Source organism: Rouxiella aceris (assembly GCF_012933545.1).
GTDB classification, from domain to species: domain Bacteria; phylum Pseudomonadota; class Gammaproteobacteria; order Enterobacterales; family Enterobacteriaceae; genus Rouxiella; species Rouxiella aceris.
In genome coordinates this window covers 132,677-156,831 of record NZ_JAADJU010000009.1, presented here as the reverse complement: position 1 = coordinate 156,831, position 24,155 = coordinate 132,677, and the positions used below count along the sequence as shown (strand labels likewise).

28 protein-coding genes are annotated in these 24,155 nt (G+C 52.3%); 13 read left to right on the top strand and 15 right to left on the bottom strand.

The window, feature by feature from the left end; genetic code table 11:
- The first annotated feature begins 134 nt into the window (after positions 1-134).
- Both degQ and degS read left to right on the top strand, forming a co-directional pair.
- Complete coding sequence (gene degQ, locus GW590_RS17335) at positions 135-1,502, top strand: serine endoprotease DegQ (protein WP_169404334.1); 1,368 nt, start codon at positions 135-137, stop codon at positions 1,500-1,502.
- A 152-nt stretch (positions 1,503-1,654) separates the two neighbouring features.
- Positions 1,655-2,722, top strand: coding sequence for an outer membrane-stress sensor serine endopeptidase DegS (gene degS / locus GW590_RS17330; RefSeq protein ID WP_169404333.1), 1,068 nt, complete (start codon positions 1,655-1,657; stop codon positions 2,720-2,722).
- 237 nt (positions 2,723-2,959) lie between these two features.
- On the opposite strand, the gene murA is transcribed toward degS, so the two are convergent.
- From murA to mlaF, 7 genes are all read right to left on the bottom strand, one after another.
- Positions 2,960-4,219, bottom strand: a complete 1,260-nt coding sequence (gene murA / locus GW590_RS17325) for a UDP-N-acetylglucosamine 1-carboxyvinyltransferase (protein WP_169404332.1) — start codon at positions 4,217-4,219, stop codon at positions 2,960-2,962.
- A gap of 72 nt (positions 4,220-4,291) precedes the next feature.
- Positions 4,292-4,546, bottom strand: a complete 255-nt coding sequence (gene ibaG / locus GW590_RS17320) for a BolA family iron metabolism protein IbaG (protein WP_169404331.1) — start codon at positions 4,544-4,546, stop codon at positions 4,292-4,294.
- A gap of 153 nt (positions 4,547-4,699) precedes the next feature.
- Positions 4,700-5,002, bottom strand: coding sequence for a lipid asymmetry maintenance protein MlaB (mlaB, locus tag GW590_RS17315; protein ID WP_169404330.1), 303 nt, complete (start codon positions 5,000-5,002; stop codon positions 4,700-4,702).
- Entirely contained in the window at positions 4,999-5,646 is a 648-nt protein-coding gene (gene mlaC / locus GW590_RS17310) for a phospholipid-binding protein MlaC (RefSeq protein WP_169404329.1), read from the bottom strand. Before mlaC ends, mlaB begins: the two co-directional genes overlap by 4 nt.
- 11 nt (positions 5,647-5,657) lie before the next feature.
- Positions 5,658-6,203: an outer membrane lipid asymmetry maintenance protein MlaD gene (mlaD, locus tag GW590_RS17305; RefSeq protein WP_169404328.1), complete on the bottom strand. Its 546-nt coding sequence runs from the start codon at positions 6,201-6,203 to the stop codon at positions 5,658-5,660.
- A 3-nt stretch (positions 6,204-6,206) separates the two neighbouring features.
- On the bottom strand, positions 6,207-6,989 hold the full coding sequence (gene mlaE, locus GW590_RS17300) for a lipid asymmetry maintenance ABC transporter permease subunit MlaE (protein WP_169404327.1): 783 nt from the start codon (positions 6,987-6,989) through the stop codon (positions 6,207-6,209).
- Positions 6,990-7,004: 15 nt separating this feature from the next.
- A complete protein-coding gene (gene mlaF, locus GW590_RS17295) occupies positions 7,005-7,808 on the bottom strand; it encodes a phospholipid ABC transporter ATP-binding protein MlaF (protein WP_169404326.1) in 804 nt (267 codons plus the stop codon).
- A 588-nt stretch (positions 7,809-8,396) separates the two neighbouring features.
- On the opposite strand from mlaF, the gene GW590_RS17290 reads away from it, so the two are divergent.
- From GW590_RS17290 to npr, 11 genes are all read left to right on the top strand, one after another.
- Entirely contained in the window at positions 8,397-9,374 is a 978-nt protein-coding gene (locus tag GW590_RS17290) for a calcium/sodium antiporter (RefSeq protein WP_169404325.1), read from the top strand.
- 61 nt (positions 9,375-9,435) lie between these two features.
- Positions 9,436-10,419: an arabinose-5-phosphate isomerase KdsD gene (gene kdsD, locus GW590_RS17285; protein ID WP_169404324.1), complete on the top strand. Its 984-nt coding sequence runs from the start codon at positions 9,436-9,438 to the stop codon at positions 10,417-10,419.
- A gap of 51 nt (positions 10,420-10,470) precedes the next feature.
- Positions 10,471-11,037 carry a 3-deoxy-manno-octulosonate-8-phosphatase KdsC gene (kdsC, locus tag GW590_RS17280; RefSeq protein ID WP_169404323.1) on the top strand — a complete coding sequence of 189 codons (567 nt, stop codon included), beginning with the start codon at positions 10,471-10,473 and terminating at the stop codon, positions 11,035-11,037.
- Positions 11,034-11,606: an LPS export ABC transporter periplasmic protein LptC gene (lptC, locus tag GW590_RS17275; protein ID WP_169404322.1), complete on the top strand. Its 573-nt coding sequence runs from the start codon at positions 11,034-11,036 to the stop codon at positions 11,604-11,606. Before kdsC ends, lptC begins: the two co-directional genes overlap by 4 nt.
- On the top strand, positions 11,584-12,135 hold the full coding sequence (gene lptA / locus GW590_RS17270) for a lipopolysaccharide ABC transporter substrate-binding protein LptA (protein ID WP_169404321.1): 552 nt from the start codon (positions 11,584-11,586) through the stop codon (positions 12,133-12,135). The genes lptC and lptA overlap by 23 nt, the downstream gene beginning before the upstream one ends.
- A gap of 6 nt (positions 12,136-12,141) precedes the next feature.
- A complete protein-coding gene (gene lptB / locus GW590_RS17265; protein ID WP_169404320.1) occupies positions 12,142-12,867 on the top strand; it encodes an LPS export ABC transporter ATP-binding protein in 726 nt (241 codons plus the stop codon).
- 181 nt (positions 12,868-13,048) lie between these two features.
- Positions 13,049-14,482 carry an RNA polymerase factor sigma-54 gene (gene rpoN / locus GW590_RS17260; RefSeq protein ID WP_169404319.1) on the top strand — a complete coding sequence of 478 codons (1,434 nt, stop codon included), beginning with the start codon at positions 13,049-13,051 and terminating at the stop codon, positions 14,480-14,482.
- 23 nt (positions 14,483-14,505) lie between these two features.
- On the top strand, positions 14,506-14,793 hold the full coding sequence (gene hpf / locus GW590_RS17255; RefSeq protein ID WP_169404318.1) for a ribosome hibernation promoting factor: 288 nt from the start codon (positions 14,506-14,508) through the stop codon (positions 14,791-14,793).
- Between the two features lie 150 nt (positions 14,794-14,943).
- The gene (ptsN, locus tag GW590_RS17250) at positions 14,944-15,414 is read left to right on the top strand and encodes a PTS IIA-like nitrogen regulatory protein PtsN (protein ID WP_169404317.1); all 471 of its coding nucleotides are present in this window, start codon (positions 14,944-14,946) and stop codon (positions 15,412-15,414) included.
- Positions 15,415-15,590: 176 nt separating this feature from the next.
- A complete protein-coding gene (gene rapZ / locus GW590_RS17245) occupies positions 15,591-16,445 on the top strand; it encodes an RNase adapter RapZ (RefSeq protein ID WP_169404316.1) in 855 nt (284 codons plus the stop codon).
- A 12-nt stretch (positions 16,446-16,457) separates the two neighbouring features.
- Entirely contained in the window at positions 16,458-16,730 is a 273-nt protein-coding gene (npr, locus tag GW590_RS17240) for a PTS phosphocarrier protein NPr (RefSeq protein ID WP_169404315.1), read from the top strand.
- A 57-nt stretch (positions 16,731-16,787) separates the two neighbouring features.
- On the opposite strand, the gene GW590_RS17235 is transcribed toward npr, so the two are convergent.
- From GW590_RS17235 to GW590_RS17200, 8 genes are all read right to left on the bottom strand, one after another.
- A complete protein-coding gene (locus GW590_RS17235) occupies positions 16,788-18,704 on the bottom strand; it encodes a BglG family transcription antiterminator (RefSeq protein WP_169404314.1) in 1,917 nt (638 codons plus the stop codon).
- A 223-nt stretch (positions 18,705-18,927) separates the two neighbouring features.
- A complete protein-coding gene (gene dagF / locus GW590_RS17230) occupies positions 18,928-19,668 on the bottom strand; it encodes a 2-dehydro-3-deoxy-phosphogluconate aldolase (protein WP_169404313.1) in 741 nt (246 codons plus the stop codon).
- Positions 19,665-20,783 (bottom strand): DgaE family pyridoxal phosphate-dependent ammonia lyase, encoded by a 1,119-nt coding sequence (locus tag GW590_RS17225; RefSeq protein ID WP_169404312.1) that lies wholly within the window; start codon positions 20,781-20,783, stop codon positions 19,665-19,667. The genes dagF and GW590_RS17225 overlap by 4 nt, the downstream gene beginning before the upstream one ends.
- Positions 20,767-21,906: an amidohydrolase/deacetylase family metallohydrolase gene (locus tag GW590_RS17220; protein ID WP_169404311.1), complete on the bottom strand. Its 1,140-nt coding sequence runs from the start codon at positions 21,904-21,906 to the stop codon at positions 20,767-20,769. Before GW590_RS17220 ends, GW590_RS17225 begins: the two co-directional genes overlap by 17 nt.
- Positions 21,907-21,985: 79 nt before the next feature.
- Entirely contained in the window at positions 21,986-22,633 is a 648-nt protein-coding gene (locus GW590_RS17215) for a DUF4310 family protein (RefSeq protein ID WP_169404405.1), read from the bottom strand.
- A gap of 13 nt (positions 22,634-22,646) precedes the next feature.
- Complete coding sequence (locus GW590_RS17210; RefSeq protein WP_169404310.1) at positions 22,647-23,423, bottom strand: DUF4311 domain-containing protein; 777 nt, start codon at positions 23,421-23,423, stop codon at positions 22,647-22,649.
- 59 nt (positions 23,424-23,482) lie between these two features.
- Entirely contained in the window at positions 23,483-23,779 is a 297-nt protein-coding gene (locus GW590_RS17205; protein WP_169404309.1) for a DUF4312 family protein, read from the bottom strand.
- Positions 23,779-24,144 carry an SFCGS family glycine-rich protein gene (locus GW590_RS17200; protein ID WP_169404308.1) on the bottom strand — a complete coding sequence of 122 codons (366 nt, stop codon included), beginning with the start codon at positions 24,142-24,144 and terminating at the stop codon, positions 23,779-23,781. The genes GW590_RS17205 and GW590_RS17200 overlap by 1 nt, the downstream gene beginning before the upstream one ends.
- Positions 24,145-24,155: the final 11 nt, after the last annotated feature.

The window sequence follows — 24,155 nt, the reverse complement described above, 5'->3', positions numbered from 1 at the left end:
GTGGCGCTATGGTCACCGATCTCCCTCTCTCTGGCCGATATAGAGTAACTTTCGTTTATTTTTGTTAGCGAGCAAACGCCCACGGGGTTTAACACTCCTTATTTAATAAGATAAGACAAGAGAGAGTGATCCATATGAAAAAAACTGCTTTTCTATTCAGTGCACTGGCGCTCAGCCTTGGATTAAGCCTCTCCTCTTTTCAGTCCGCCATGGCCGCCCTGCCGGTCGCCGTTGAGGGACAAGCTCTGCCTAGCCTGGCACCCATGCTGCAAAAAGTGCTGCCTGGCGTGGTCAGTGTCAAAGTTTCGGGAACACAGCCGCCAAGCGATCAAGTGCCACCCGAGTTCAAATTCTTCTTTGGCCCGGATAAACCTGCAGAAAAACAGGATGGACAGGCTTTTGAAGGCCTGGGTTCCGGCGTAATCATCGATGCCGCCAAAGGCTATGTGCTGACCAATAACCACGTGGTCAACAATGCTGACAAAATTACCGTACAAATCAACGACGGCCGTGAATATGAAGCCAAACTGATAGGTAAAGACGATCAAACCGACATTGCCCTAATCCAGCTAAAAGATGCCAAAAACCTGACGCAAATCCCGATGGCGGATTCCGATCAACTGCGCGTTGGCGATTTTGCCGTGGCGGTAGGTAATCCCTTCGGTCTGGGGCAAACGGTCACTTCCGGCATCATCTCCGCGCTGGGACGCAGTGGGCTGAATCTGGAAGGGCTGGAAAACTTTATTCAGACCGATGCCTCCATCAACCGCGGTAACTCCGGCGGTGCGCTGCTCAATCTGCAAGGTGAACTGGTGGGCATTAATACCGCCATTTTGTCATCCCAGGGTGGCAGCATGGGCATTGGTTTTGCCATCCCGATCAATATGGCGAAAAACCTGAGCAAACAGCTCATCGAGTTTGGCGAGGTCAAACGCGGGTTGCTGGGTATTCGCGGCAGTGAAATGACGCCGGATCTGGCCAAAGCCTTTAAGCTTGACCGCCAGCGCGGTGCCTTCGTCAATGAAGTATTGGCCGACTCTGCCGCCGCCAAGGCCGGTATCAAATCGGGCGACGTGATTGTCAGTTTGCAGGATCAACCCCTGAGCAGCTTTGCCGAACTGCGCGCCAAGGTGGCGACCGCGGGTCCTGGTATTGTGATGAAGCTGGGTATTCTGCGTGATGGCAAAGCCATGGACGTTAATGTGACGCTGGATAAAAGCCCGGACGTGGTGATTGCGCTGGAGAAAATCAATCCGGCAATGACCGGTGCCAGCCTCAGCGATATCGATGCCAAAACGGGTAAAGGCGTGCATGTTGATGACGTGAAAAAAGGCTCCCCGGCCGATCAGGTCGGTCTGCAGAAAGACGATGTGATTGTCGGTATTAACCGCGAACCTGTCGATAATCTGGCGGCTTTGCGCAAGATGCTGGAAAGCAAACCAGACCTTATTGCCCTAAGCGTGCAGCGTAATGGTCAAAGCATTTACCTGCTGATGCCTTGATCGTTTCACCACAGAGACCAAAATTAGCCTGCAGAAGGGCAATAACGCCTCACTTCTGTTACTAATCCGCTGAAAATTGGACGTAGCTTGTGCTACGTCCCAACAACTCATGCTATTCTTCTGGCACATTTTCTTTCGACGCCGATAAATCCATGTTTGTTAAGTTATTGAGATCTGCGCTGATCGGGCTTATTGTCGCCGCTATTCTGTTGGCCACAGTGCCCAGGCTGCGCAAAAATATTGCCGGTCCGCTTTTCGAACATGATTTCAGCAATCAAAGCGAACAACCCGCCAGTTACAACAACGGCGTGCGCCTTGCTGCGCCCGCAGTGGTCAACGTTTATAACCGCAATATGGGCGATTCTTCGCAAAATGCATTGCAGATCCGCACCCTGGGTTCCGGCGTGATCATGAACGACAAAGGCTATATCCTTACCAACAAACACGTTATCAACAATGCCGATCAGATTATTGTCGCCTTGCAAGATGGCCGCGTATTTGACGCGCTGTTGGCTGGCTCAGACAGCCTGACCGATTTGGCAGTATTAAAGATCGATGCCACCAATCTGCCGGTGATCCCGATTAATGCCAAGCGTATTCCCCACGTCGGCGATGTGGTGATGGCCATTGGTAACCCGTTTAATATCGGCCAAACCGTGACGCAGGGGATTATCAGCGCCACCGGACGTATTGGTCTTAGCCCTTCCGGTCGCCAAAACTTCCTACAGACCGATGCCTCCATCAACCAGGGTAACTCCGGAGGCGCGCTGGTGAACTCGTTAGGTGAACTGGTTGGCATCAATACCCTCTCTTTTGACCAGAGCAGCGACGGTGCGACGCCGGAAGGCATTGGTTTTGCCATCCCCACCGCGCTGGCCACCAAAGTGATGGGCAAGCTGATCCGCGATGGTCGGGTGATCCGCGGCTATATTGGGATTGCCGGGCGTGAAGCCTCGCCACTGCATGGACCCAGCGCCAATGTCGATCATCTGCAGGGGATTGTAGTCAATGAGGTAACACCAAACGGTCCGGCGGCCAAAGCCGGTATCCAGGTGCATGATGTGATCGTCAGCGTAAACAATAAACCGGCCATCTCGGCAATTGAAACCATGGACCAGGTAGCCGAAGTTCGCCCGGGTTCGGTGATCCCGGTAGTGATTAATCGCAACGGCAAACAGCTCGACCTGCAGATGACGGTGCAGGAATACCCCGAACACTAACGCCAACGCACTGCCGCAGAACCATTAAAAAAGCCGAAAAGGTCACCCTTTTCGGCTCAGACTGCTGACAAAGTCCGTTATTAGGGAGAGTGCACCGTTGGGGTCGTAGCGGGCTTGCCCGCCGGAGCGCCCCTAGGTGTGCTATGCCCGGGTATCTCGATCATCAAGACGACTTTGTCATCAAACTCAGCCGAAAAGGTCACCCTTTTCGGCTTTTTGTCTTTTCAGATAAAGGCGTTAGTCCGCCTTTACTCTTTCGATTTTGGCACCCAGCAGACGCAGCTTGTCTTCGATACGTTCATAGCCGCGATCGATATGATAGATACGGTCAACCAGGGTCACGCCATCGGCAATGCAGCCCGCCAATACCAGACTGGCAGAAGCACGCAGGTCGGTCGCCATTACCTGGGCACCAGAGAGTTTTTCAACGCCGTGGCAAATCAGGGTGTTGCTTTCGATTTCTGCGTGTGCGCCCATACGAATCAGCTCTGGCACATGCATAAAGCGGTTTTCAAAGATAGTTTCGGTGATCACACCGGTGCCTTCAGCCACCATATTCAACAGGCTGAACTGCGCCTGCATATCGGTCGGGAAACCAGGGTGTGGTGCAGTACGCAGGGTTACGGCTTTCGCGCGCTTGCCGTGCATATCAAGGCTGATCCAGTCTTCGCCTACTTCAATATCCGCGCCCGCTTCGCGCAGTTTTGCCAGTACGGCATCCAGCGTATCCGGACGGGTGTCGCGACAAACCACTTTGCCACCTGAGATGGCCGCCGCCACCAGGAAGGTCCCGGTTTCGATACGGTCAGGCACTACGCGGTGGACACCGCCGCCAAGGCGTTTGACACCTTCGATGGTGATCCGGTCGGTACCGGCACCGCTGATCTTCGCGCCCAGCGTATTAAGGAAAGCGGCGGTATCCGCAATTTCCGGCTCACGCGCGGCGTTTTCGATAATGGTGGTACCTTCCGCCAGCGTCGCGGCACTCATGATGGTCACAGTCGCGCCAACGCTGACTTTGTCCATTACGATATGGGCACCCTGCAGGCGTCCATCAACCGTGGCTTTGACATAACCTTCTTCCAGCACGATTTTCGCACCGAGCTGCTCAAGACCGGTAATATGCAAATCCACCGGACGCGCACCAATGGCACATCCGCCAGGCAGCGACACTTCACCACAGCCAAAACGCGCCACCAACGGACCCAAAGCCCAAATAGAGGCACGCATGGTTTTCACCAGGTCATAGGGAGCGCGAAATTCGTTTACACCGCTGGCATCCACATACACCGAACCATTACGTTCGATTTTGGTGCCCAGTTGGCTCAGCAGTTTGATGGTGGTATCAATGTCTTTCAAATGCGGGACATTTTGCAATTCGACCGGTTCTTCAGCGAGCAGTGCGGCGAACAAAATAGGCAGCGCGGCGTTCTTCGCACCCGAGATTTTGACTTCTCCGCTCAGGCGGGTCCCGCCCTGCACACGAAACTTATCCATTATTGCTCTCTTATCTGTGATCTAATTCAGGTATTCAACAACATGGCCGGTAGCAACGATGCCCCGGCGACCTTAAAAACCGTTGAGCTTACGATCGCGCTGCCACTCTTCTGGGGTATAAGCCTTGATAGAGAGGGCGTGAATGCGATTGTCGGCGATGTATTCCATCAGCGGGGCATAGACAGTCTGTTGTTTCTTTACACGGCTCATGCCGTCAAACAGTGCGCCTACCACAATCGCCTGAAAGTGGCTGCCGTCGCCGGTAACATGTGCTTCATCCAGTGCCAATGCTGCCATCAGCACGTCTTTAATTTCGTTAGTTTCCATAAAACTCATATCATCGAAGATAAGTCATAGCCGGACATATTATAGAGATCCGGCCAACTCTTAAACTGGCAAAAAGCCCCTGCATGAGAGTTTCAGACAGGGGCACGTTATTTAGAACCGCATTGCCACATCCATATTGTCGTCTAACCTTGGCTAACTGGCCGGATCAACAGGGATTATTTCTTGCAGGTTGTACAACTCAATTAATGTGCGCAAACGATCGGTGATACCTGAAATTTGTAACACAATGCCATGCCTGCCCACATAGTCGCGTAAATGCACCAGCAATGCCAAGCCGGATGAATCAACACGCTCTAACTGCGCCACGTCCACACAGGTCACGCCATTAAGCAAACTCTCACGCTGTTGCCACAGTGGCAACAGCGTTTCGCGGTCAAGACAACCGCTGAGGATCAGGCATTGCTGCAAGGATTCAAAGTGCAGTTCGCCACTCATTTTTGATTCTGCTGCAGGGTAATCGGCTGGGCGGCGGCGCTTTTCAGACGCTCGGTCAGGCCATCGATACCTTTCTGGCGCAGGATATCAGCCCACTCATTCTGCTTGGTGGAGATCATGCTGACGCCTTCGGCGATCATGTCATAAGCCTGCCATTCGCCCGAGATGCTGTTTTTGCGCCACTGGAAATCAAGACGAACCGGAGGACGGCCCCCTTGATCGGTAATTGTCACCCGGATGGCGACAATATTGGTTCCGGCAGAAACAGGTTGCTCCGGCTGCACCTGATAGGACTGACCGTGATACAGCGCCAGCGCCTGGCCATAAGCCTGTTGCAGATAATCATTAAAGGCGCTGAAGTAGGCCTCGCGCTGCGCCGGTGTCGCCGAATTGTAATAACGGCCTAAAACCAATGCCCCGGCATATTTGATTTGCACAAAGGGCAACAGCTCTTCGCGCACTATGGTGCGCAGATAGTTGGGATCCTGTTTGATCTTCGGCTGTTCGGTTTTCAGACGTGTAAAGGTCGCCTTGGCTGCTTCATTCATCATGCTGTAAGGATTGGTTTTATCCACAGCGGCAGCCGCATTGGCCGCCAGGGGGGCCATCATCAGTAACGCAACCACCAGAAAACGTTTAAACATAAAAATTCCTCTTAATTACCTGGAGCCGCAGGAGCGGGCGTCGCCGTACTGCCTGGCGCAGCAGCATCACCCGGTTTTGCGGCGTCGTCTTTACCACCACTTTTGTACAAGAACTGGCCGATCAAATCTTCCAGCACCAATGCGGACTTGGTGTCCTGGATCACGCCACCCGGTTTAAGGATTGCGGTCCCCATATCCGGGTCCTGGAAACCGATGCTCAATGCCAGGAACTGTTCACCCAGCAAACCCGATGTACGGATGGCCAGCGAGCTGCTATCCGGGATCTGGTTGTATTTCTGATCGATATCCATCGCGATACGCGGTGAGTAATTCTTATCAAGTGTAATGCTACTTACGCGGCCAACCACCACGCCACCGACTTTTACCGGCGAATCGACTTTCAACCCGCCAATATTGTCGAAATTGGCATAAATTCGGTAGGTGGGATCCGAGCCAAGGGAGCGGATATCGGCCACTTTCAGACAGATAAACAGCGCGGCACACAGGGCGATCAGCATAAAGATGCCTACCCAGATTTCACTCTTTTTGTTTTGCATGGCTCAATTCCCAAACATCAGTGCTGTCAGCACAAAATCCAATCCCAGCACCGCCAGTGACGAGTGCACAACGGTACGAGTCGTAGCCCGGCTAATCCCTTCAGAGGTCGGGATGGCATCGTAACCATTAAATAACGCGATCCAGGTAACGGTAATGGCAAAAACGATGCTCTTAATCAGGCAGTTGAGCAAATCCTGCTGCCACTGCACGGCATTTTGCATCGCCGACCAGAAAAAGCCGCTATCGATACCTTTCCAGTTAACCCCAACCAGCGAGCCACCCCAGATACCCACGGCAACAAAGATTGCCGTCAGCAAAGGCATGGTAATCAGACCAGCCCAGAAGCGCGGTGCCACCACACGACGCAGCGGATCTATGGCCATCATCTCCAGACTGGAGATCTGCTCGGTAGCTTTCATCAGGCCAATTTCCGCTGTCAGCGCAGAACCGGCTCGTCCGGCGAATAGCAGCGCGGTAACCACCGGCCCCAATTCACGCAGCAAAGATAACGCCACCATCATGCCCAAACTGGCTTCGGCGCTGTAGGTAGTCAGCACCAGATAGCCCTGTAATCCCAATACCATGCCAATAAACAGGCCCGAGACCACAATGATAAGCAGGGACAATACCCCAATGCTGTAAAGCTGTTTGATTAATAGTGGCCATTGTTTGGCAAACTGCGGCCGACCCACCAGCGCGCGGAACAACAATTGCCCCGCCCGACCAAATGACGCACAGGTTTTTAATCCGCTGCGACCTAAAGAGGCTAACGCCCTAATTAACATTGATTTACTACTCCATCATCCAAGCAGCTCGGTGAGATAGTCACCGGCAGGGTAACGGAAAGGCACCGGTCCATCGGCGATACCGTCGAGAAACTGGCGAACGCGAGGGTCAGGGTTATTTTGCAACTCCTCGGGAGTGCCTTGAGCGATAACATGCTGCGCTGCCACGATATAGGCATAATCAGCAATACTGAGCACCTCGGGTACGTCATGGGACACCACAATACAGGTCACCCCCAGTGCATGATTGAGCTCGTCAATCAGTTTTACCAGCACCCCCATGGTGATCGGGTCCTGGCCGACAAAAGGCTCGTCGAACATAATCAGTGCGGGATCGAGCGCAATAGCGCGCGCCAATGCCACGCGGCGCGCCATACCACCGGAAAGCTCCGCCGGTTTCAACTCTGCCGCACCACGCAGGCCAACGGCCTCAAGCTTCATCAGCACGGTACTGCGCAACAACTCCTCCGGCAGTTTACTGTGTTCACGCAGCGGAAAAGCCACGTTTTCAAACACGGTAAGGTCGGTAAAAAGCGCCCCGGACTGAAAAAGCATGCTCATTTTTTTACGGGATTCGTACAACTTACGACGCGACAGCGCAGGAATGTTTTCACCATCAAACCATATTTCCCCACTATCCGGCGTAAGTTGTCCGCCGATTAATCTGAGCAGCGTGGTTTTACCTATCCCGGAAGGCCCCATAATGGCGGTGACCTTTCCTTTGGGTACGGTCATGTTTATCTCTTCGAAAATGGGGCGATCGCCGCGCATAAAGCTCATGCTCTTGATCTCGACCAAATTCGCTTCGCTCTGACTCATTTGTTTCTTCCTCTGGGCGAACGCAACTGCAAAGCTCCTTCTCAGAAAGCCGACCACGCCGCGCCTTGTGGATGACCTTTGCCTCAAAATAGTTCGAGTTGCGTTGAGGCGGCAACTTGACGAATCTCCGGGAGCATAGATAACCAGCAGGCCGGAGTGAGGGAAGGCCGCCATAAAGAGGCAGCTTGAAGTATGATCGGTATATCACTTTGACCAATCGTTGGTCCTTGTGCCCTACATTTTACAAAAACTTACTGCCATTGCGTTACTAAAGTTGCCATTGATTTACTTTTAGTTCCCAGACGGTCAAAATCAACCAACTGTGGCAGCATTATCACCCCGCAGTTTGAAAATTTTCAAAACTAAAAGTCAGAAGCCAAGGTAATCGCTATTATGGAACCCGAGTCACGCCTGCTCAGACCCTTTGTCTGAAGTCAGAGTGATCAAAGTCTTTTTGGTTCCTTGCCAGACTTACGAACATTGCACCAGGCTGTGTCTCTTACGCCTTGATTACGGTTTGTTTTCGTAACCACGACAAGACCACGAACAATTTAAAGGGCACAGCCTACACCCAATAAAGGATTTTTCATGTTTCTCGCTATTGTACTCATGATTGTCGGCCTGTTTTTGCTTGTTTATGCCGCCGATCGTTTGGTGTACGGCGCTTCAGTCCTGGCAGGCTCAATCGGTATTCCCCCTCTTATTATTGGCATGACGGTGGTGGGCGTGGGTATTTCCCTGCCTGAACTGGTGGTCACCACTACGGCAGCCATCAATGGCCAGATGGATTTGGCGGTCGGCAATGTGATTGGCTCAAATATCACTAATATTCTTCTGATTTTGGGTGGCGCAGCGCTAATTCATCCACTTTCCGTGCGTTCTGATATCCTGCGACGCGAACTGCCGTTAATGTTGCTGGTCACGGTACTCTGTGGTTTCTTACTCAGAGACAGTGAGCTAAGTCGATGGGACGGCGTAGTGCTGCTTACGGCAGCGGCCGTGTTCCTGATACTGATGATAAAGATTGCCAAAATGTCACAACACGCCGGACAGGATACACTGACCCGCGAACAAATGGCTGAATTACCGCAAGACGGCAGCAATACGGTAGCATTTTTGTGGTTGGCGCTGGCGTTTATTATCATGCCGCTGGCGTCGAACATGGTTGTCGACAATGCGTCGGTGATTGCCCGCTACTTTGGCATCAGCGAACTGGTTATCGGTTTGACGGTGATCGCTATCGGCACCAGCCTGCCGGAACTGGCGACATTTATTGCCGGCGCAATCAAAGGCGAAGATGACATTGCTCTCGGCAATATTATCGGCGCAAATATTTTTAATATGTGCCTGGTACTCGGCCTGCCGGCGCTGGTCGCCCCGGGTCATTTCAATCCTGACGCCTTTCATCGGGATTACTGGGTCATGCTGGTAGTCAGCGTGGTATTGACCGGGCTTTGCCTGATGCGCAAACACCGCATTGGCCATCTGGCAGGTGCCCTGCTGTTATGCGGTTTTATTGCTTATCTGACGCTGCTGTTTTGCTTTCCCGGCGGCATGACATTTTAGACCTGATAACATCGACTTGCAGACAGCTTTTGCTGGTCGGACAAAGTCACAGGAATTGACGATGACATCATTAGATTACGAGAAATTCAACTTCATCAACGTCGGTAAACAGGTGCTGTTAACCGAAAGAGAAGGTCTGGCGCAACTGGATCAATACATCAACGACGACTTTAGTCGCGCCTGTGAAATGATGCTTCATTGCCACGGTAAAGTGGTGGTGATGGGCATGGGCAAATCCGGACACGTCGGCCGCAAAATGGCGGCGACCTTTGCCAGTACCGGCACCCCGGCGTTTTTTGTCCATCCCGGCGAGGCCAGCCACGGCGATCTCGGTATGGTATCCAAACAGGATATCGTGATATTGATCTCCAACTCCGGTGAAGCCCACGAAATTCTGGCACTGATCCCGGTGTTAAAACGCCTGGATATCCGCCTTATCTGCCTGACGGCCAATGCCGAAAGCTCGATGGGCAAAGCCGCCGACGTACATATTTGTGTCAAAGTGCCGCAGGAAGCCTGCCCACTGGGCCTGGCACCGACCACCAGCACCACCGCGGTGATGGTGATGGGGGATGCCATGGCGGTGGCGCTGCTGGAAGCACGCGGCTTTACTGCCGAAGATTTTGCCCTCTCCCATCCGGGCGGAGCACTGGGTCGTAAACTGCTGCTGCGCGTAAGCGATATCATGCACACCGGTAATGAAATTCCGCAGGTAAGCCGCGATGCTTCCTTGCGTGATGCATTACTGGAGATCACCCGGAAAAATCTCGGTATGACGGTGATTACCGACGATCTGATGAAAATCGAAGGGATTTTTACCGACGGGGATTTACGACGGATTTTTGATATGGGCGTCAACGTTAATGAGGCCAAAATTACCGACGTCATGACCTGCGGCGGTATCCGTGTGCGGCCTGCCATGCTGGCCGTTGATGCGCTCAATATTATGCAGGAGCGGCATATTACCTGCGTGATGGTTGCCGATGGCGACCAGTTGTTGGGTGTGGTACATATGCATGACATGCTGAGAGCCGGCGTGGTTTAACACTGGCGAAGTGAAGTTGCCCTCCCTTCGTCTCCATAAGGAATTGCCCCAATGAGTAAAAGCGCAGCCAATGTGGATACCTGTTACGGTCCCGTTAGCGCAGAAGTGCTGGAGCGAGCCAAAGCGGTCCGCTTGCTGATTTGTGACGTTGATGGCGTAATGTCTGACGGCCTGATTTTCATGGGAAATCAGGGCGAAGAGCTGAAAAGCTTCAACGTTCGCGATGGTTACGGTATCCGTTGCCTGCTCACTTCAGATATTGAGGTGGCCATTATTACCGGGCGTAATGCCAAATTATTGGAAGATCGTGCAAAAACGCTGGGGATTCGTCATCTTTACCAGGGGCAATCCGATAAGCTTTTGGCCTTCCGCGAACTGTTAGATACACTGTCTCTGCAACCTGAACAGGTCGCTTATATTGGCGATGACTTAATTGACTGGCCGGTGATGGAGAAAGTCGGGCTTGCTGTCGCCGTTAACGATGCCCATCCCATTTTGCTCCCCAGGGTGCACTATGTGACCCGCATTGCCGGAGGGCGAGGTGCAGTGCGCGAGTTATGCGATTTGATTTTGCTGGCACAGGGTAAGCTGGAGGACGCCAAAGGGCTGTCGATATGAATAAAACAAAACTTTGGATAACGTTGCTGCTGGGCCTTATTGTGCTGGTACTGATTGGCTGGACGCTGTCAGACAGTATCAACAAAGCCCCAGCGGTGGCCGTCAACACTCAGGATCCGACTTATCAGAGTCAGCATACCATCACCGTGGTGTATGACCCGACGGGCAAGTTGAATTATCGGCTTGTCTCGGATGAGGTCAAATATTACACCGCCGACCAGCTTAGCTGGTTTACCAACCCGGTGGTGACCATGTATGACCAGAATACCGTGGCGACCTGGACCGTTCGTTCCGATCGCGCCAAGCTGACCAATGATAAGATGCTCTATCTTTATGGTCATGTGCAGGTTGATAGCCTGACGCCGGCAACGTCACAATTGCAGAAAATAAGAACAGATAATGCCCAGGTCAACCTGGTCACTCAAGACGTAGCTTCCGACGACGAAGTCTATTTATATGGCACCGGTTTTACATCTAACGGCATGAAAATGCGTGGTAATTTGCGAAATAAAACCGCAGAGCTGATCGAAAAGGTAAATACAAATTATGAAATTCCAAACAAAAAATAAAATCCGTAACCTATTGATCACCACCTCGCTGTTGGCCGTAAGCATGTCGGCATTGGCGATGAAAGATGACACCACCAAGCCGATGACCATTACCTCGGATAACCAGGCTGTCGATATCAATACCAATACCGTTACTTTAACCGGTAACGTGATTGTCAAACAGGGTACCATCCTGGTGAAAGCAGACCGCGCCACTATCGTCCGCCCAGGTGGTGAGTCAGGCAAAGAGATCGTCGAAGGTTTTGGTAATCCGGTAACCTTTTATCAGATGCAAGATAATGGTAAACCCATTAATGGCCATGCACTGAAAGTACGCTACGACGTTTCCGCCGATCTGGTGACCCTGACCGGCAATGCTTACCTGGAACAGCTCGACAGCAACGTCACCGGCGATCGTATTACCTATCTGGTGCAAAAACAGCAGATGGAAGCCTTTAGTGACAAAGGCAAGCGCGTAACCACCGTGCTGGTTCCGTCTCAGCTACAGCAAAAGACGCCTGCTGCCGCAGGTCAGAAAAAGAGTAACTGATAACTTATGGCAACATTAATCGCAGAAAACCTGGCTAAAGCCTACAAAGGCCGCAAAGTCGTTGAAGACGTCAGTCTGTCCGTCAAGTCAGGGGAAATCGTCGGCTTATTGGGGCCAAACGGCGCAGGTAAAACCACCACGTTTTATATGGTCGTCGGTATTGTTCAGCGCGATGCAGGACGAATTGTGGTTGATGATGAAGATATCAGCCTGTTGCCGCTGCATACTCGCGCTCGCCGCGGCATTGGCTATCTGCCTCAGGAAGCCTCAATCTTTCGTCGCTTGAGCGTGTTCAATAACCTGATGGCCGTGCTGGAGATCCGCGACGATCTCAATAAAGAACAGCGCGTGGCGCGCGCCAATGAACTGATGGAAGAGTTCCATATTGCGCATTTGCGCGATAATCTCGGACAGTCACTTTCCGGTGGTGAACGTCGTCGCGTGGAAATTGCCCGCGCGCTGGCTGCCAATCCCAAGTTCATCCTGCTCGATGAACCCTTTGCCGGGGTTGACCCGATATCGGTTATCGATATCAAGAAAATTATTGAACACCTGCGTGACAGCGGCCTCGGGGTTCTGATCACCGACCATAACGTGCGTGAAACCCTCGACGTTTGTGAACGCGCTTATATCGTCAGCCAGGGGCATCTGATTGCTCACGGTACACCAGAAGAAATTCTGCAAGATGAACAGGTCAAACGCGTTTACCTGGGCGAAGCTTTCCGCTTGTAAGTGGCTCAGTTATATCCAAAGCCATGGCGGTTGTGGCAAGCTGGCAAACCCGCCGATTAAAAAGTGAAGCCAACAAGTGTTCGGCTAAGCGGGTGAGGCCAATACAGCCACAGCGTCAAGGGCAAAAGGTAGCATAACAGTCAGTTTATTTTATTTGTCGCAACGGAAATAAACCCAAGATATGAAGCAAGGTTTGCAACTCAGGCTCAGCCAACAATTGGCCATGACACCACAGCTACAGCAGGCAATACGCCTGCTGCAACTGTCCACGCTTGAACTCCAGCAAGAAATTCAATTAGCGCTGGAAAGCAATCCGCTGTTGGAACAATCCGACCTGCATGATGAAATAGACGCCATAGAACCCGTCGAAAGTGAAGCGCTGGATACCCGTGAGGCCCTTGAGCAAAAAGATATGCCCGAGGAGCTGCCACTGGATGCCACCTGGGACGAAATCTATACCGCCGGTACCCCTTCCGGAACCGGCAATGATTACAGCGACGACGAGCTGCCGGTGTATCAGGGCGAGACCACGCAGACGCTGCAAGATTATCTGATGTGGCAGGTCGAACTGACACCCTTTACCGATACCGATCGCGCCATTGCCACCTCGATCGTCGATGCAGTTGACGATACCGGCTACCTGACCGTATCCCTGGACGATATTCTCGAAAGCATGGGTGACGACAACGTCAATATGGATGAAGTCGAAGCCGTGCTGAAGCGCGTACAGCGTTTTGATCCGGTGGGCGTGGCGGCAAAAGATCTGCGCGATTGCCTGTTAATCCAGCTATCGCAATATGTGCCTGAGACCCAGTATCTGCCGGAAGCGCGTCTAATCGTCAGTGAACATTTAGATCTGCTCGCCAATCACGATTTTCGTGCGTTGATGCGATCAACCCGTCTAAAAGAAGATACACTGAAAGGTGCCATGTTGCTGATCCAGTCGCTGGATCCACGGCCGGGACAGTCGATCAACACCGGCGAGTCCGAGTATGTGATCCCGGATGTGCTGGTGCGTAAAATCGGCGCAGTGTGGTCGGTGGAACTGAATTCAGACAGCATTCCGCGCCTGAAGATCAACCAGCAGTATGCGGCCATGGGCAATTCGGTACGCAACGACAGCGACGGGCAGTTTATTCGCAGTAACCTGCAAGAAGCCAAGTGGTTGATCAAAAGCCTGGAAAGCCGCAATGATACGTTATTGAAAGTGACGCGTTGTATTGTTGAACAGCAGCAGGCATTCTTTGATCTTGGTGAAGAGTTTATGAAACCCATGGTATTGGCCGATATTGCCAGTGCCGTGGAAATGCACGAATCGACAATCTCGCGCGTGACCACGCAGAAGTTTCTGCACAGTCCGCGAGGCATTTTCGAACTGAAATATTTCTTTTCCAGTCACGTCAGTACGGACAGCGGTGGTGAAGCCTCATCCACCGCCATCCGCGCACTGGTCAGGAAGTTAATCGCGGCGGAAAACCCCGTCAAACCTCTGAGCGACAGCAAGTTAGCCACTATGCTATCGGATCAAGGCATTATGGTGGCTCGACGCACTGTAGCGAAATACCGAGAGTCTTTGTCCATCCCGCCATCAAACCAACGCAAACAGTTGGTTTGACCTCAACAGAGAAGGAAGACATTATGCAACTCAACATTACCGGACATCACGTAGATATTACCGAGCCTCTGAGAGAGTTTGTTAATGCAAAGTTTGGCAAACTTGAGCAATACTTTGACCGCATCAACCAGGTGTACGTAATATTAAGCGTCGAGAAAGTGCAGAAAGTGGCCGAAGCAACACTGCACGTGAACGGGGGCGAGTTGCATGCCACCTCGGAACATCAGGACATGTATGCCGCTATTGATGGCCTGGTTGACAAACTGGCCCGACAGCTTAATAAGCATAAAGACAAACTGAAACAGCACTAAGCCCTCTCTGTGGCCAGCGAGCCACAGACGAGTATCTCGCAACCCGCGTACAGCCACGCTGTCAGGGCCAGGGGATATATGAATCGGCTCGTTACCCTCGGGTACGAGCCGATAAATCTTTAGGGTAAAGCGCCTAAGTGAAAGAATGAGATGATCAACGATTCAGCACTGCAGCTAACCTCGGTATTAAATGCCGAATGCACCAAAAGCAACGTCCACTGTGCCAGTAAAAAACGCGCACTGGAAATCATTAGCGAACTGGCTGCCAAACAGCTCAACCTCGCGCCACAGGTGATTTTCGATGCCATTTTGACCCGTGAACGTATGGGCAGTACTGGAATAGGTGCAGGTATCGCCATCCCCCATGGCAAACTGGAAGAGGACACCCTGCGCGCCATCGGCGTCTTTATCCAGCTTGACCAGCCCATTGCCTTTGATGCGATAGATAATCAGCCTGTTGACCTGCTTTTTGCCTTGCTGGTTCCTGCCGATCAATGTAAAACCCACTTACACACCCTGTCATTAGTGGCCAAGAAACTGGCCGATAAAACAGTGTGTCGCCGTTTGCGCGGTGCGCAAAGTGATGAAGAACTGTTCCATATAATTACCGAAGACGAGTAAATCGCGAAGAAGACCATCTATCGGGTCGATACCCCATAGATTTCAAGGCGCAGGGCAGCGGCCTCCGAGCACGTCACAGCAACTTACTCAGGTAAGTAACCTGGACAAGCAACCGCATCGGCGCATGCCTGCAGTTTGAAAGATAAAGGCTACATTTGCTTGAGGGAGTGATAAACATGGTGCTGATGATTGTCAGCGGCCGTTCTGGTTCGGGGAAATCCGTCGCCTTGCGTGCGCTGGAGGATATGGGCTTTTATTGCGTCGATAACCTGCCGGTCGTATTGCTGCCGCAGCTGGCGCAAACGCTGGCAGAACGGAATACCTCTGCCGCCGTAAGCATTGACGTACGTAACATGCCGGAAACACCAGAAGTTTACGAGCATGCCATGACCCAGTTGCCAGACAGTTTCTCTCCACAACTGCTGTTTCTGGATGCCGATCGCAATACCCTGATCCGACGCTACAGCGATACGCGCCGTCTACATCCGCTTTCCAGTAAAAACCTGTCACTGGAAAGTGCTATCGATCAGGAAAGCGAATTACTGGAACCGCTGCGTTCCAGCGCCGATCTGATTATCGATACCTCGGAAATGTCGGTGCACGAACTGGCCGAAATGCTGCGTACCCGTTTATTGGGCAAACGTGAGCGTGAATTGACCATGGTGTTTGAATCATTTGGCTTTAAGCATGGTATTCCTATCGATGCCGATTACGTTTTCGACGTGCGTTTTTTACCTAACCCGCACTGGGATCCCAAACTGCGGCCCATGACCGGGTTAGACAAACCCGTTGCCGCCTTTCTTGATCGCCATACCGAAGTGCATAATTTTATCTATCAGACCCGCAGCTATCTCGAACAATGGTTACCTATGCTGGAAACCAACAATCGCAGCTACCTGACGGTAGCCATCGGTTGTACCGGCGGTAAACATCGATCGGTCTATGTGGCTGAACAACTCGCCGACTATTTCCGCTCCCGTGGAAAAAACGTGCAGTCTCGCCATCGTACGCTGGAAAAGCGCAAATCATGACGGTTAACCCTTATGTCAATTAAACAGAAAGTTGAAATCAAGAACAGGCTGGGAATGCACGCTCGCCCGGCGATGAAACTGTTTGAACTGGTACAGAGTTTTGAATCGGAAGTGATGCTGCGCAACGATGCCGGTATTGAAGCCGAAGCCAGCAGCGTGATTGCACTGCTGATGCTCGACTCGCCGAAAGGCCAGCAAATTGAAATCGAAGCCACCGGCCCGGACGAAGCGGAAGCGCTGGCGGCGGTGATTAATCTGATTAATTCCGGGTTTGATGAAGAATAGCGTAATCAGGCAAGCCTCCCCCTACAATCAAAAAGGGGGAAGTCGTTGTTCAGAGCGCTAGATACGGCTTAGACAGTCAATCGCCATCGCCTTGAAGCTGTCAAAATTACGGCTGGTCAACAGGCGACTCATCGATCTTTCGCGCACAAAAGTCACAAACAAGTCATATATCGCCATCGCTTCTTCATAATCGGCCTTGCTGATCGCCAGCAGGAAGATAACGTGCGCTGTCTCCCCCTCGCCCCATTTGATCCCCTGCCGCGATAATACGGTGATCACCACGGTCTTTTTGGCCAGCAAGCCCAGCGAGTGCGGCAGCGCAATGCCCTCACCCAACATGGTGGAGACAATCTCTTCGCGCTCAACCACCGAAGGATAAAACGCCTCATCGACATAGCCTTCCTCTTCCAGCTGAGTGCAAATTTTGCGAAACAGCTGCGCCTGAGTCATGGGCTCATCGAGGATCAGAAAGTGTTGCCGATCGAAGAATTTTTCCAGCATATAAGGCCGGGTGCGGTCCACCAGCACCAGTTTTCCCAGTTGCTCCATCTGATATTCGGTAGGAAACGGCGACAGCACCACCACCGGCTTATTGCGCTCCACCAGCCGTGCATTGGAAATAATAAAATCTTCGTCGATATGCTCGATTTGTTCATAATCACGCAATGAAATGACCCGCGTAACCACAATTTGCGGAAACTTGCGGCTGATTTGCGCTTCGATCATGCGCAGCGTGGAGTTGCCGGTATCGCACACCAGCATCGCCTGCGGATGCCGCTGATAGCCAATATTGTAATGACGCTCCAGCCCGACGCCGATATGCAGCACCAGAAAGCCGATTTCATTTTCGCTCAGGCTATAAGGGGTGTATTTCCCCCAGCTTGATACCGCCGCCAGAGTAACGTCGTAGGCCATCGGATAGTGCTGTTTAATATTGTTGAGCAGCGGATTGGGAATATTGATCTGGTATTTCACCCGGGTGATCATCGCCTTAATATGCGTCAGCAAGTCTGAGCGAAGTTGCTTATCCCCTTGTAAATCATAATTATAATGGGAGTTAATATAGGAGAGAATATAGTCGACCAACGACTCTTCATCATCGGCGTTAATGTCGGTGGGCAAAATACTCTGCACACGTCGTGCGGCAATATTGACCCGCAAATAGGCCTCTTCCGCCGCCGGGATCTCTTTGCCTACCATTCGTTTTAACTCGGCTGCCAGCTTGCTGGAGATTTGCCTGACCGCTGGCTCTTGTTCTTCGGCATCAAAATCCGTTAACGGATAACCGCCAGCAATACGCTTGACCGCCACGGCACAATAGAGGATCAAATACTTCTCCCCCTCGTCGGTAAGCTGAATCGACGACTGATTCAGCAACTGATGCATAAAATCGGTCAAGGGTTGCAGTGCTTCAGCTTCCAGGCTTTCGGCTTTCAGGAACGGGCTGATTTGGTCGTCATTATTAAGCTGGAACAGCAAATCGGTAAGGCAGGCGCGGATCGCCAGTTCCGAACCGAACAGTTTCATGCCATAACGCGGCTTGGTTTCAATATTGAGATGGTAACGGTTTAGATGCTCGCGCACCTCAGGCATATCGTTTTGCAGCGTGCCGCGGCTGACAAACCATTCGTCGGCCAGATCCTCCAGCTTTAACGAAAAAGCCGAGGTCAAAAAACGGATCAGCAGTCGGTTAACCCGCTCTGCGGCACTGCGCGGCGTAGGATTATTGCGCTTAACCGGTTGTTGCAGCATGGAAAACAGCGCAGCATCATCCACTTTCAGTTGATAACCACTGCCGCGATTATGAATAAAACAGGCACCGTATTGCTGCATAATTTCATTCAGTGCGGTGATATCTGCCCGCACCGTGCGCGTGGACACATCCAGACGTTTTGCCAGCTCATCCTGCGGCAACGTTTCCGTCTGTAAAGCATCAAACAGCACTGCCAATCGTTGATAAGGAAATCTCACCATAAACCTTCCGCTGAGTCTGACCAAAAATAACCGGGCAGGATGAATGGCTAACATCATCCCGCACAGGTTGCAGCTCACCCCCTCAATTTACTCTGTTTCAGGGTACGCTCTACGATGGACTACCGGCAACCGATTAGCCATCAACAAAAACACCTTACCACCCAGACTGCTGACCAAGCCCGTTTTTAGCGAGTGTACACGGGCTTAGACCGGGCGCTTATTATTAGCCAAGCAGTTTTTTAACACTGGCGAGCAGCGTGCTGACATCCTGCGGGCGGGTATTGCCGCTGGCGCTATCAATGATCGAACTATAGATATGAGGAATAATTTTGCTCACTCCCGCCGCCAGGGCGATCTCCATAATAGGTTCAAAGTTTTCCAGATCGATACCGCCGGTAGGTTCCAGCCAAAAGTCCTGTTCGGCACAGGCGCGTGCCACCGCAGCGAACTCTTCGCGGGTTTTCAGGCCGCCCATCGGGAAATACTTCACCGAGCTACCGCCCATATCTTTTAGCATCGCAATGGCGGTCTCTACCGGCACAATACCGTCGCTGGTTTTTGAGCTGAGCGGACCGGTGGAGATCTTCACCCAACCGACTTTACCGCTGGGAGAAACCAGACCATTAACCACGCTGTCGTTCTGCCCCAGCAGCGCACGACTGGTACCCACACCGGTAAACACCTGATTAACGTGTTGTGGCTGAACCTGCCCGGAAATCTGGCTGACCATCAACGACTGACGCGGATCGCCAGCACCCAGACCGACAGACAAGGCATTATCAATCAAGGCAGCATAAGCTTTCATATCTTCTACAGCGCTGGCCACATCGGCATAATTTTTGGACAGTACGCCGACCAGTACATGACCTTCCGCCGCCTGATAGATATCACGGGCATTGTCTTTACTGCCAGCAAGAACATTCAGGCACACACGGTCACGGTAAAAATTAGGGGTCAGCTTCATGCTTTCTCTCCGCTAAACAGGGCGTTAAAACATTCGGCAACGGTAACCAGTTGCGCCGGGGTTACGCTGCGCACATCCACTTCGATTTTGCCTTCGTTGGCACGATAACCACGAAAATAAATGGCAATCTCACCGGTTTTCATCGCATCGACAATGGCTTTGGTTTTCCAGCCCAACAAGGTTTCATCAAAGGCAATTTCCGTGCGCGCAATATCGCGACCGGCGCTGTCCCACACCACGCGGGCAGAAACACCGTTAATCGCATTCAGACTGGCGATAAAGGGGGTCATTTTGTCGACCATCTGCTGGCCGGTGGTTTTTGGCTGCGTGATATAACTTTCAATGGCCTGCGTCAGACCGAGAATGCCTTCCTTGCCCACTTTCATCGCGCGGCCAATGCCGTTGGATTGCAGTTTTACCCACTCGACAAGCTGATGGCGGCCCAAAACCAGACCACTGGTCGGCCCTTCAATGGCTTTGGCCCCACTGTAGATCACCAGGTCAGCCCCCATCTCGTAGTAACAGTGGAGATCTTCTTCCGCCGCCGCATCAACGATTAACGGCAATTGATGTTCATGGGCAACCGCCACCGCTTCGGCCACCGACAAAATACTTTTTTGCACCGAGTGATGGGACTTGATATAGAGGATCGCCGCAGTGTGCGGGGTGATAGCCGCCGCCAACTGGGCCGCAGAACACTCGTTGGCATAGCCAGCCTCGACCACTTTACCGCCGCCGAGAGTCACCATGGTGGCCACCGGCGCACCGTAGTTAACGTTATGTCCCTTGGGCAGTACAATTTCATTGGCTACCGTCAACGGTGCCGCGTGCAGATTATCCAACAGCCAGGCGTTATCTTTAATAATTACAGCGGCAACAGACTGGGCAATCCCCGCCGAAGCGCAGGAAACCACCACGGCGTTTTCAACATTCAGCAGATTGGCGATATAAGCGCCGGTTTTATTAACCAGATCTTTCATCTCAAAGAAGTGGTTAAGCCCGGTATTTACCACCTCGGCCACTTCGGTTCTCGGGGTAGACACACCGAGGATCGTCATGCGGCCTGACGCGTTAATCACCTGTTTTAAATTGTATTTTTCATAAATCGAAGACATTTTTAGACTTCCCTTCGGCAGTTAATATCACTTCACCGGCCACAATGGCAGCCAGCGGCACCAGCAGCTGTTCGCCCGCCTTCGACAGCCCTTCGGAATCGATAAACACCTGCGGCACATGCTGCAACTCAAACAGTGTCAAGTCGGCATCGGCACCGACCTCAAGACGGCCTTTGCCGCCCAGACGCAGCGCATCGGCGGCATGACAGGTCACGCAGTCAATCACCTGCGGCAAGGTCATACCGACGCTAAAGAATTTCGACATCACCGTCGCCAGACTATGCACCGGCCCGGAAATACGGTTGCGGCAGTAGATATCGGAACTGATGGTATGAGGCAGGATCCCCTGGCGGATTGCCATTTCGGCGACCGCAAAGCTAAAGCTGGCGGAACCATGGCCGACATCCAGCAGCACGCCGCGTTCGAGGGCGCGTTTCACCGCCTCGCGCAGTTGACCTTGCGGCGTCAGAATGCGGTTGGGTTTGCCGTTATAGCAGTGGGTGATGATATCGCCCGCCGCCAGCAAATCGGCGATCTCATCGAGATCCGGCGGGTTATTGCCAATATGCACCATCAAGGGCAGACCCTGATTTTCCTGCTGCATCTCTTTGGCACGCAGCAGCGGTTGAATGCCGTTTTTACCCACTACGCTGCTGCTCATACGGGCTTTCAGACCGATAATAAAATCCGGATGATCGGCAATCGCCTGGGCGACACCGACTTTGTCGATCTGCGCCATATCGGCCAGTTCGTTTTGCGTCACGATACCGGTGCGGGCAATATTGAGGAAGGCATACACCCGGGTTTTGGCCTGACGGGTCAACTGATAAAAATCATCCACATCATCCGCGCCGGTGCTACCGGCATCGATCACCGTGGTCACGCCGCTGTCGATACCAACACGGTCGGCTTCATCATGATAAATCGGTGATTTCGGGTAGCAGTGAACGTGGGAATCGATCCAGCCGGCACTTAGCCAATATTGTCCGTGCAGATCGAGCGTCCGGGTGGCGGTCACATCCGGTGGCAGTTGGCCAACAGCGGCCAGCTTACCGTCTTGAATGGCGATATCTATCAGGCTGCCATCGGCGATTTTAGCCTGTCTGACGATCACATCATACATACGACCTTTCTCCTCATCCCCTGGCAACTTGGGGTCGCCAGGGGATAAACAAACTTTCTAATTATTTTAAATCAAGGTATTACAGTGAAACCGGGAAGATAGCACCGAGGATCATCGCCCCGAGGATCGCGCCACCGGTAAGCGGTTTTTTCCAGATATAGAACAGCAGCGCACCCAATAACGCACCCAGACCGATCGGGATAGAGGCGGCCATTGCCGACAGAATAATCAACGGCCCAAGGAAACGGCCGGTGGCATTACCTGCCCCCATCATCACGTCAGCACCGTAAGTCGAGTTACCCTGATTGATGGTAAATTTACGTGCCAGAATAATGATATAGCCCACTGCCAGACCGAGGATTAAACCGGTAACCAACGAGGCGGCGAAGTTGGCCACCGGAAAGACAATGCCAGCACCGAGCAACAGCGCAGGCACGCCCAGGCCAATCCCGGTCTGGATGGCACCGCCGATATCGAGGATACCGACCAGCGAACCTTCAATGATACGGGCAAACAGGAAACTGGCACCGAACGCCGCCACCGCACCATAGACGCCGGTATTCATCCCCGAACGCAGCATGGAAACGAAAGCCACCTCGTTAAAGGCACCAATGCCATACAGGTAATACATATGGGTCCCGGCAAACACCCCGGCAGAGAGTAACCCGACAAAAATCGGGAACGACCACTCGGCGTACCAGAAACCACTTTTGGTTTGTTCTTCCATTTTCATGATCCCCTTATTTACCACTGAGTGAATTATGAATGCCATTCAGCCATGCCGGTACGTCGAGCATAAAGGACTGCAACATTTTTACGTCAAAGCCACGGAAGAAGCCGCTGAGGACAAACAGCGCGATAATCGCCGCCATCATCACTTTGGTGACATGGTTCCAGCCGCCCTCTTCTACCCCTTTACCGATCAGAATCCCCAGTACCAGTCCCGGCACCGCGTTACCCATAATCATCTGCGCCAGACCACCAAAAATAGTGCCCCAGAAACCGGAACGACGACCGGCATCAATGGCCGCCAACCAGAAAATAACCGGCATCACGGTATTGACCAGCATATTGGCCGCCGGGACCAGCACCTTAATCGCCGTTACCTGCAGGGCAGGCGGCACCGCCGAGGCGGTAGTATTAAGGAAGGCCACCACAATCATGCCGATAATGCCGCTGGCAATGGCCATTTTGCGTGGGTCATGCAGGGTCTCGGCAACGTTGCGATTTTTTATCATCAACGCAGCTGCGGCCCAGTTGGGAATAATGCGGTGATCGACGTCCTGAGTGAAGGAACCGGCCGCCACGGATGACGCCCAGGCGTTGAAGAAAAAGCCCAGCCCGAAGGAGAAGTGCGAAGCAGGATCCCCTTCACAGGAGTTCAGTTCCCCCAGGGTACGAAACGCCCCCATTCCCTGTACGGTAGGTGCATGGAACATACGCGCCGCACCGGCACCTACCCCCACGCCCACCAATCCGCCGATAATCAGCGACTTAAATAAAATAATTAAAAACATCAGAGTATCCCTGTGATTTTATATACCCCCGTCAATGACGACGGGTATCGCTAACGGTTTTATTTCGTAGTAAAGACCACCTGCTCAGTATTAATGACAGTCAGATTGACGGTAATGTCTAATACCACGTAATAACTCTTTCTTTCCCTGGCCAGAAAAAAGAACAGAAACCTTTCCTTGGTCACCTTCTCTTCTGCTGTAATTATCTTGACGTCCTGCGGTTCGATACGCAGCAAAATATTTTCAGTAGATTTAAGAACGGTTCGCTGAACCTGGCTCAGCGCGGAGGAAAAGGCGGCAGCCTTATTTTCGCCCTTTCCTTCTACCCGAACTGTGGTCGTTAAGTGTTGCTTCATTACGACTGGCCATTTTTCTTGATATAAGCTTCTACCAGTTTCTGACCCAGCTCTTCTTTATCCATAAAACCAAAGCCCAATACCGCACAGCCCTCGTTAATTGCCGTTACACCTTCTTCAACGGAACGCATGCCGTGTTTGGCTTTATATCCATATTTATTTTGGGCAGTAATCGCCCCCGCGCCGCCACTGCCGCAGAAAGAGATACCAAAGGTGGCTCCCTCCGCTTTCATCACGTCGCCCAATTTCATATCGGCAGCCACACCAGGAACCACAATGGCGCGGCCTCCTGCTGCTTCTACGCCAGCGGCAACTTTCTGGCCTTTCCCTAAACGGTCGCCAATCACTACGAGGACTTGTGCCATATGTCTACTCT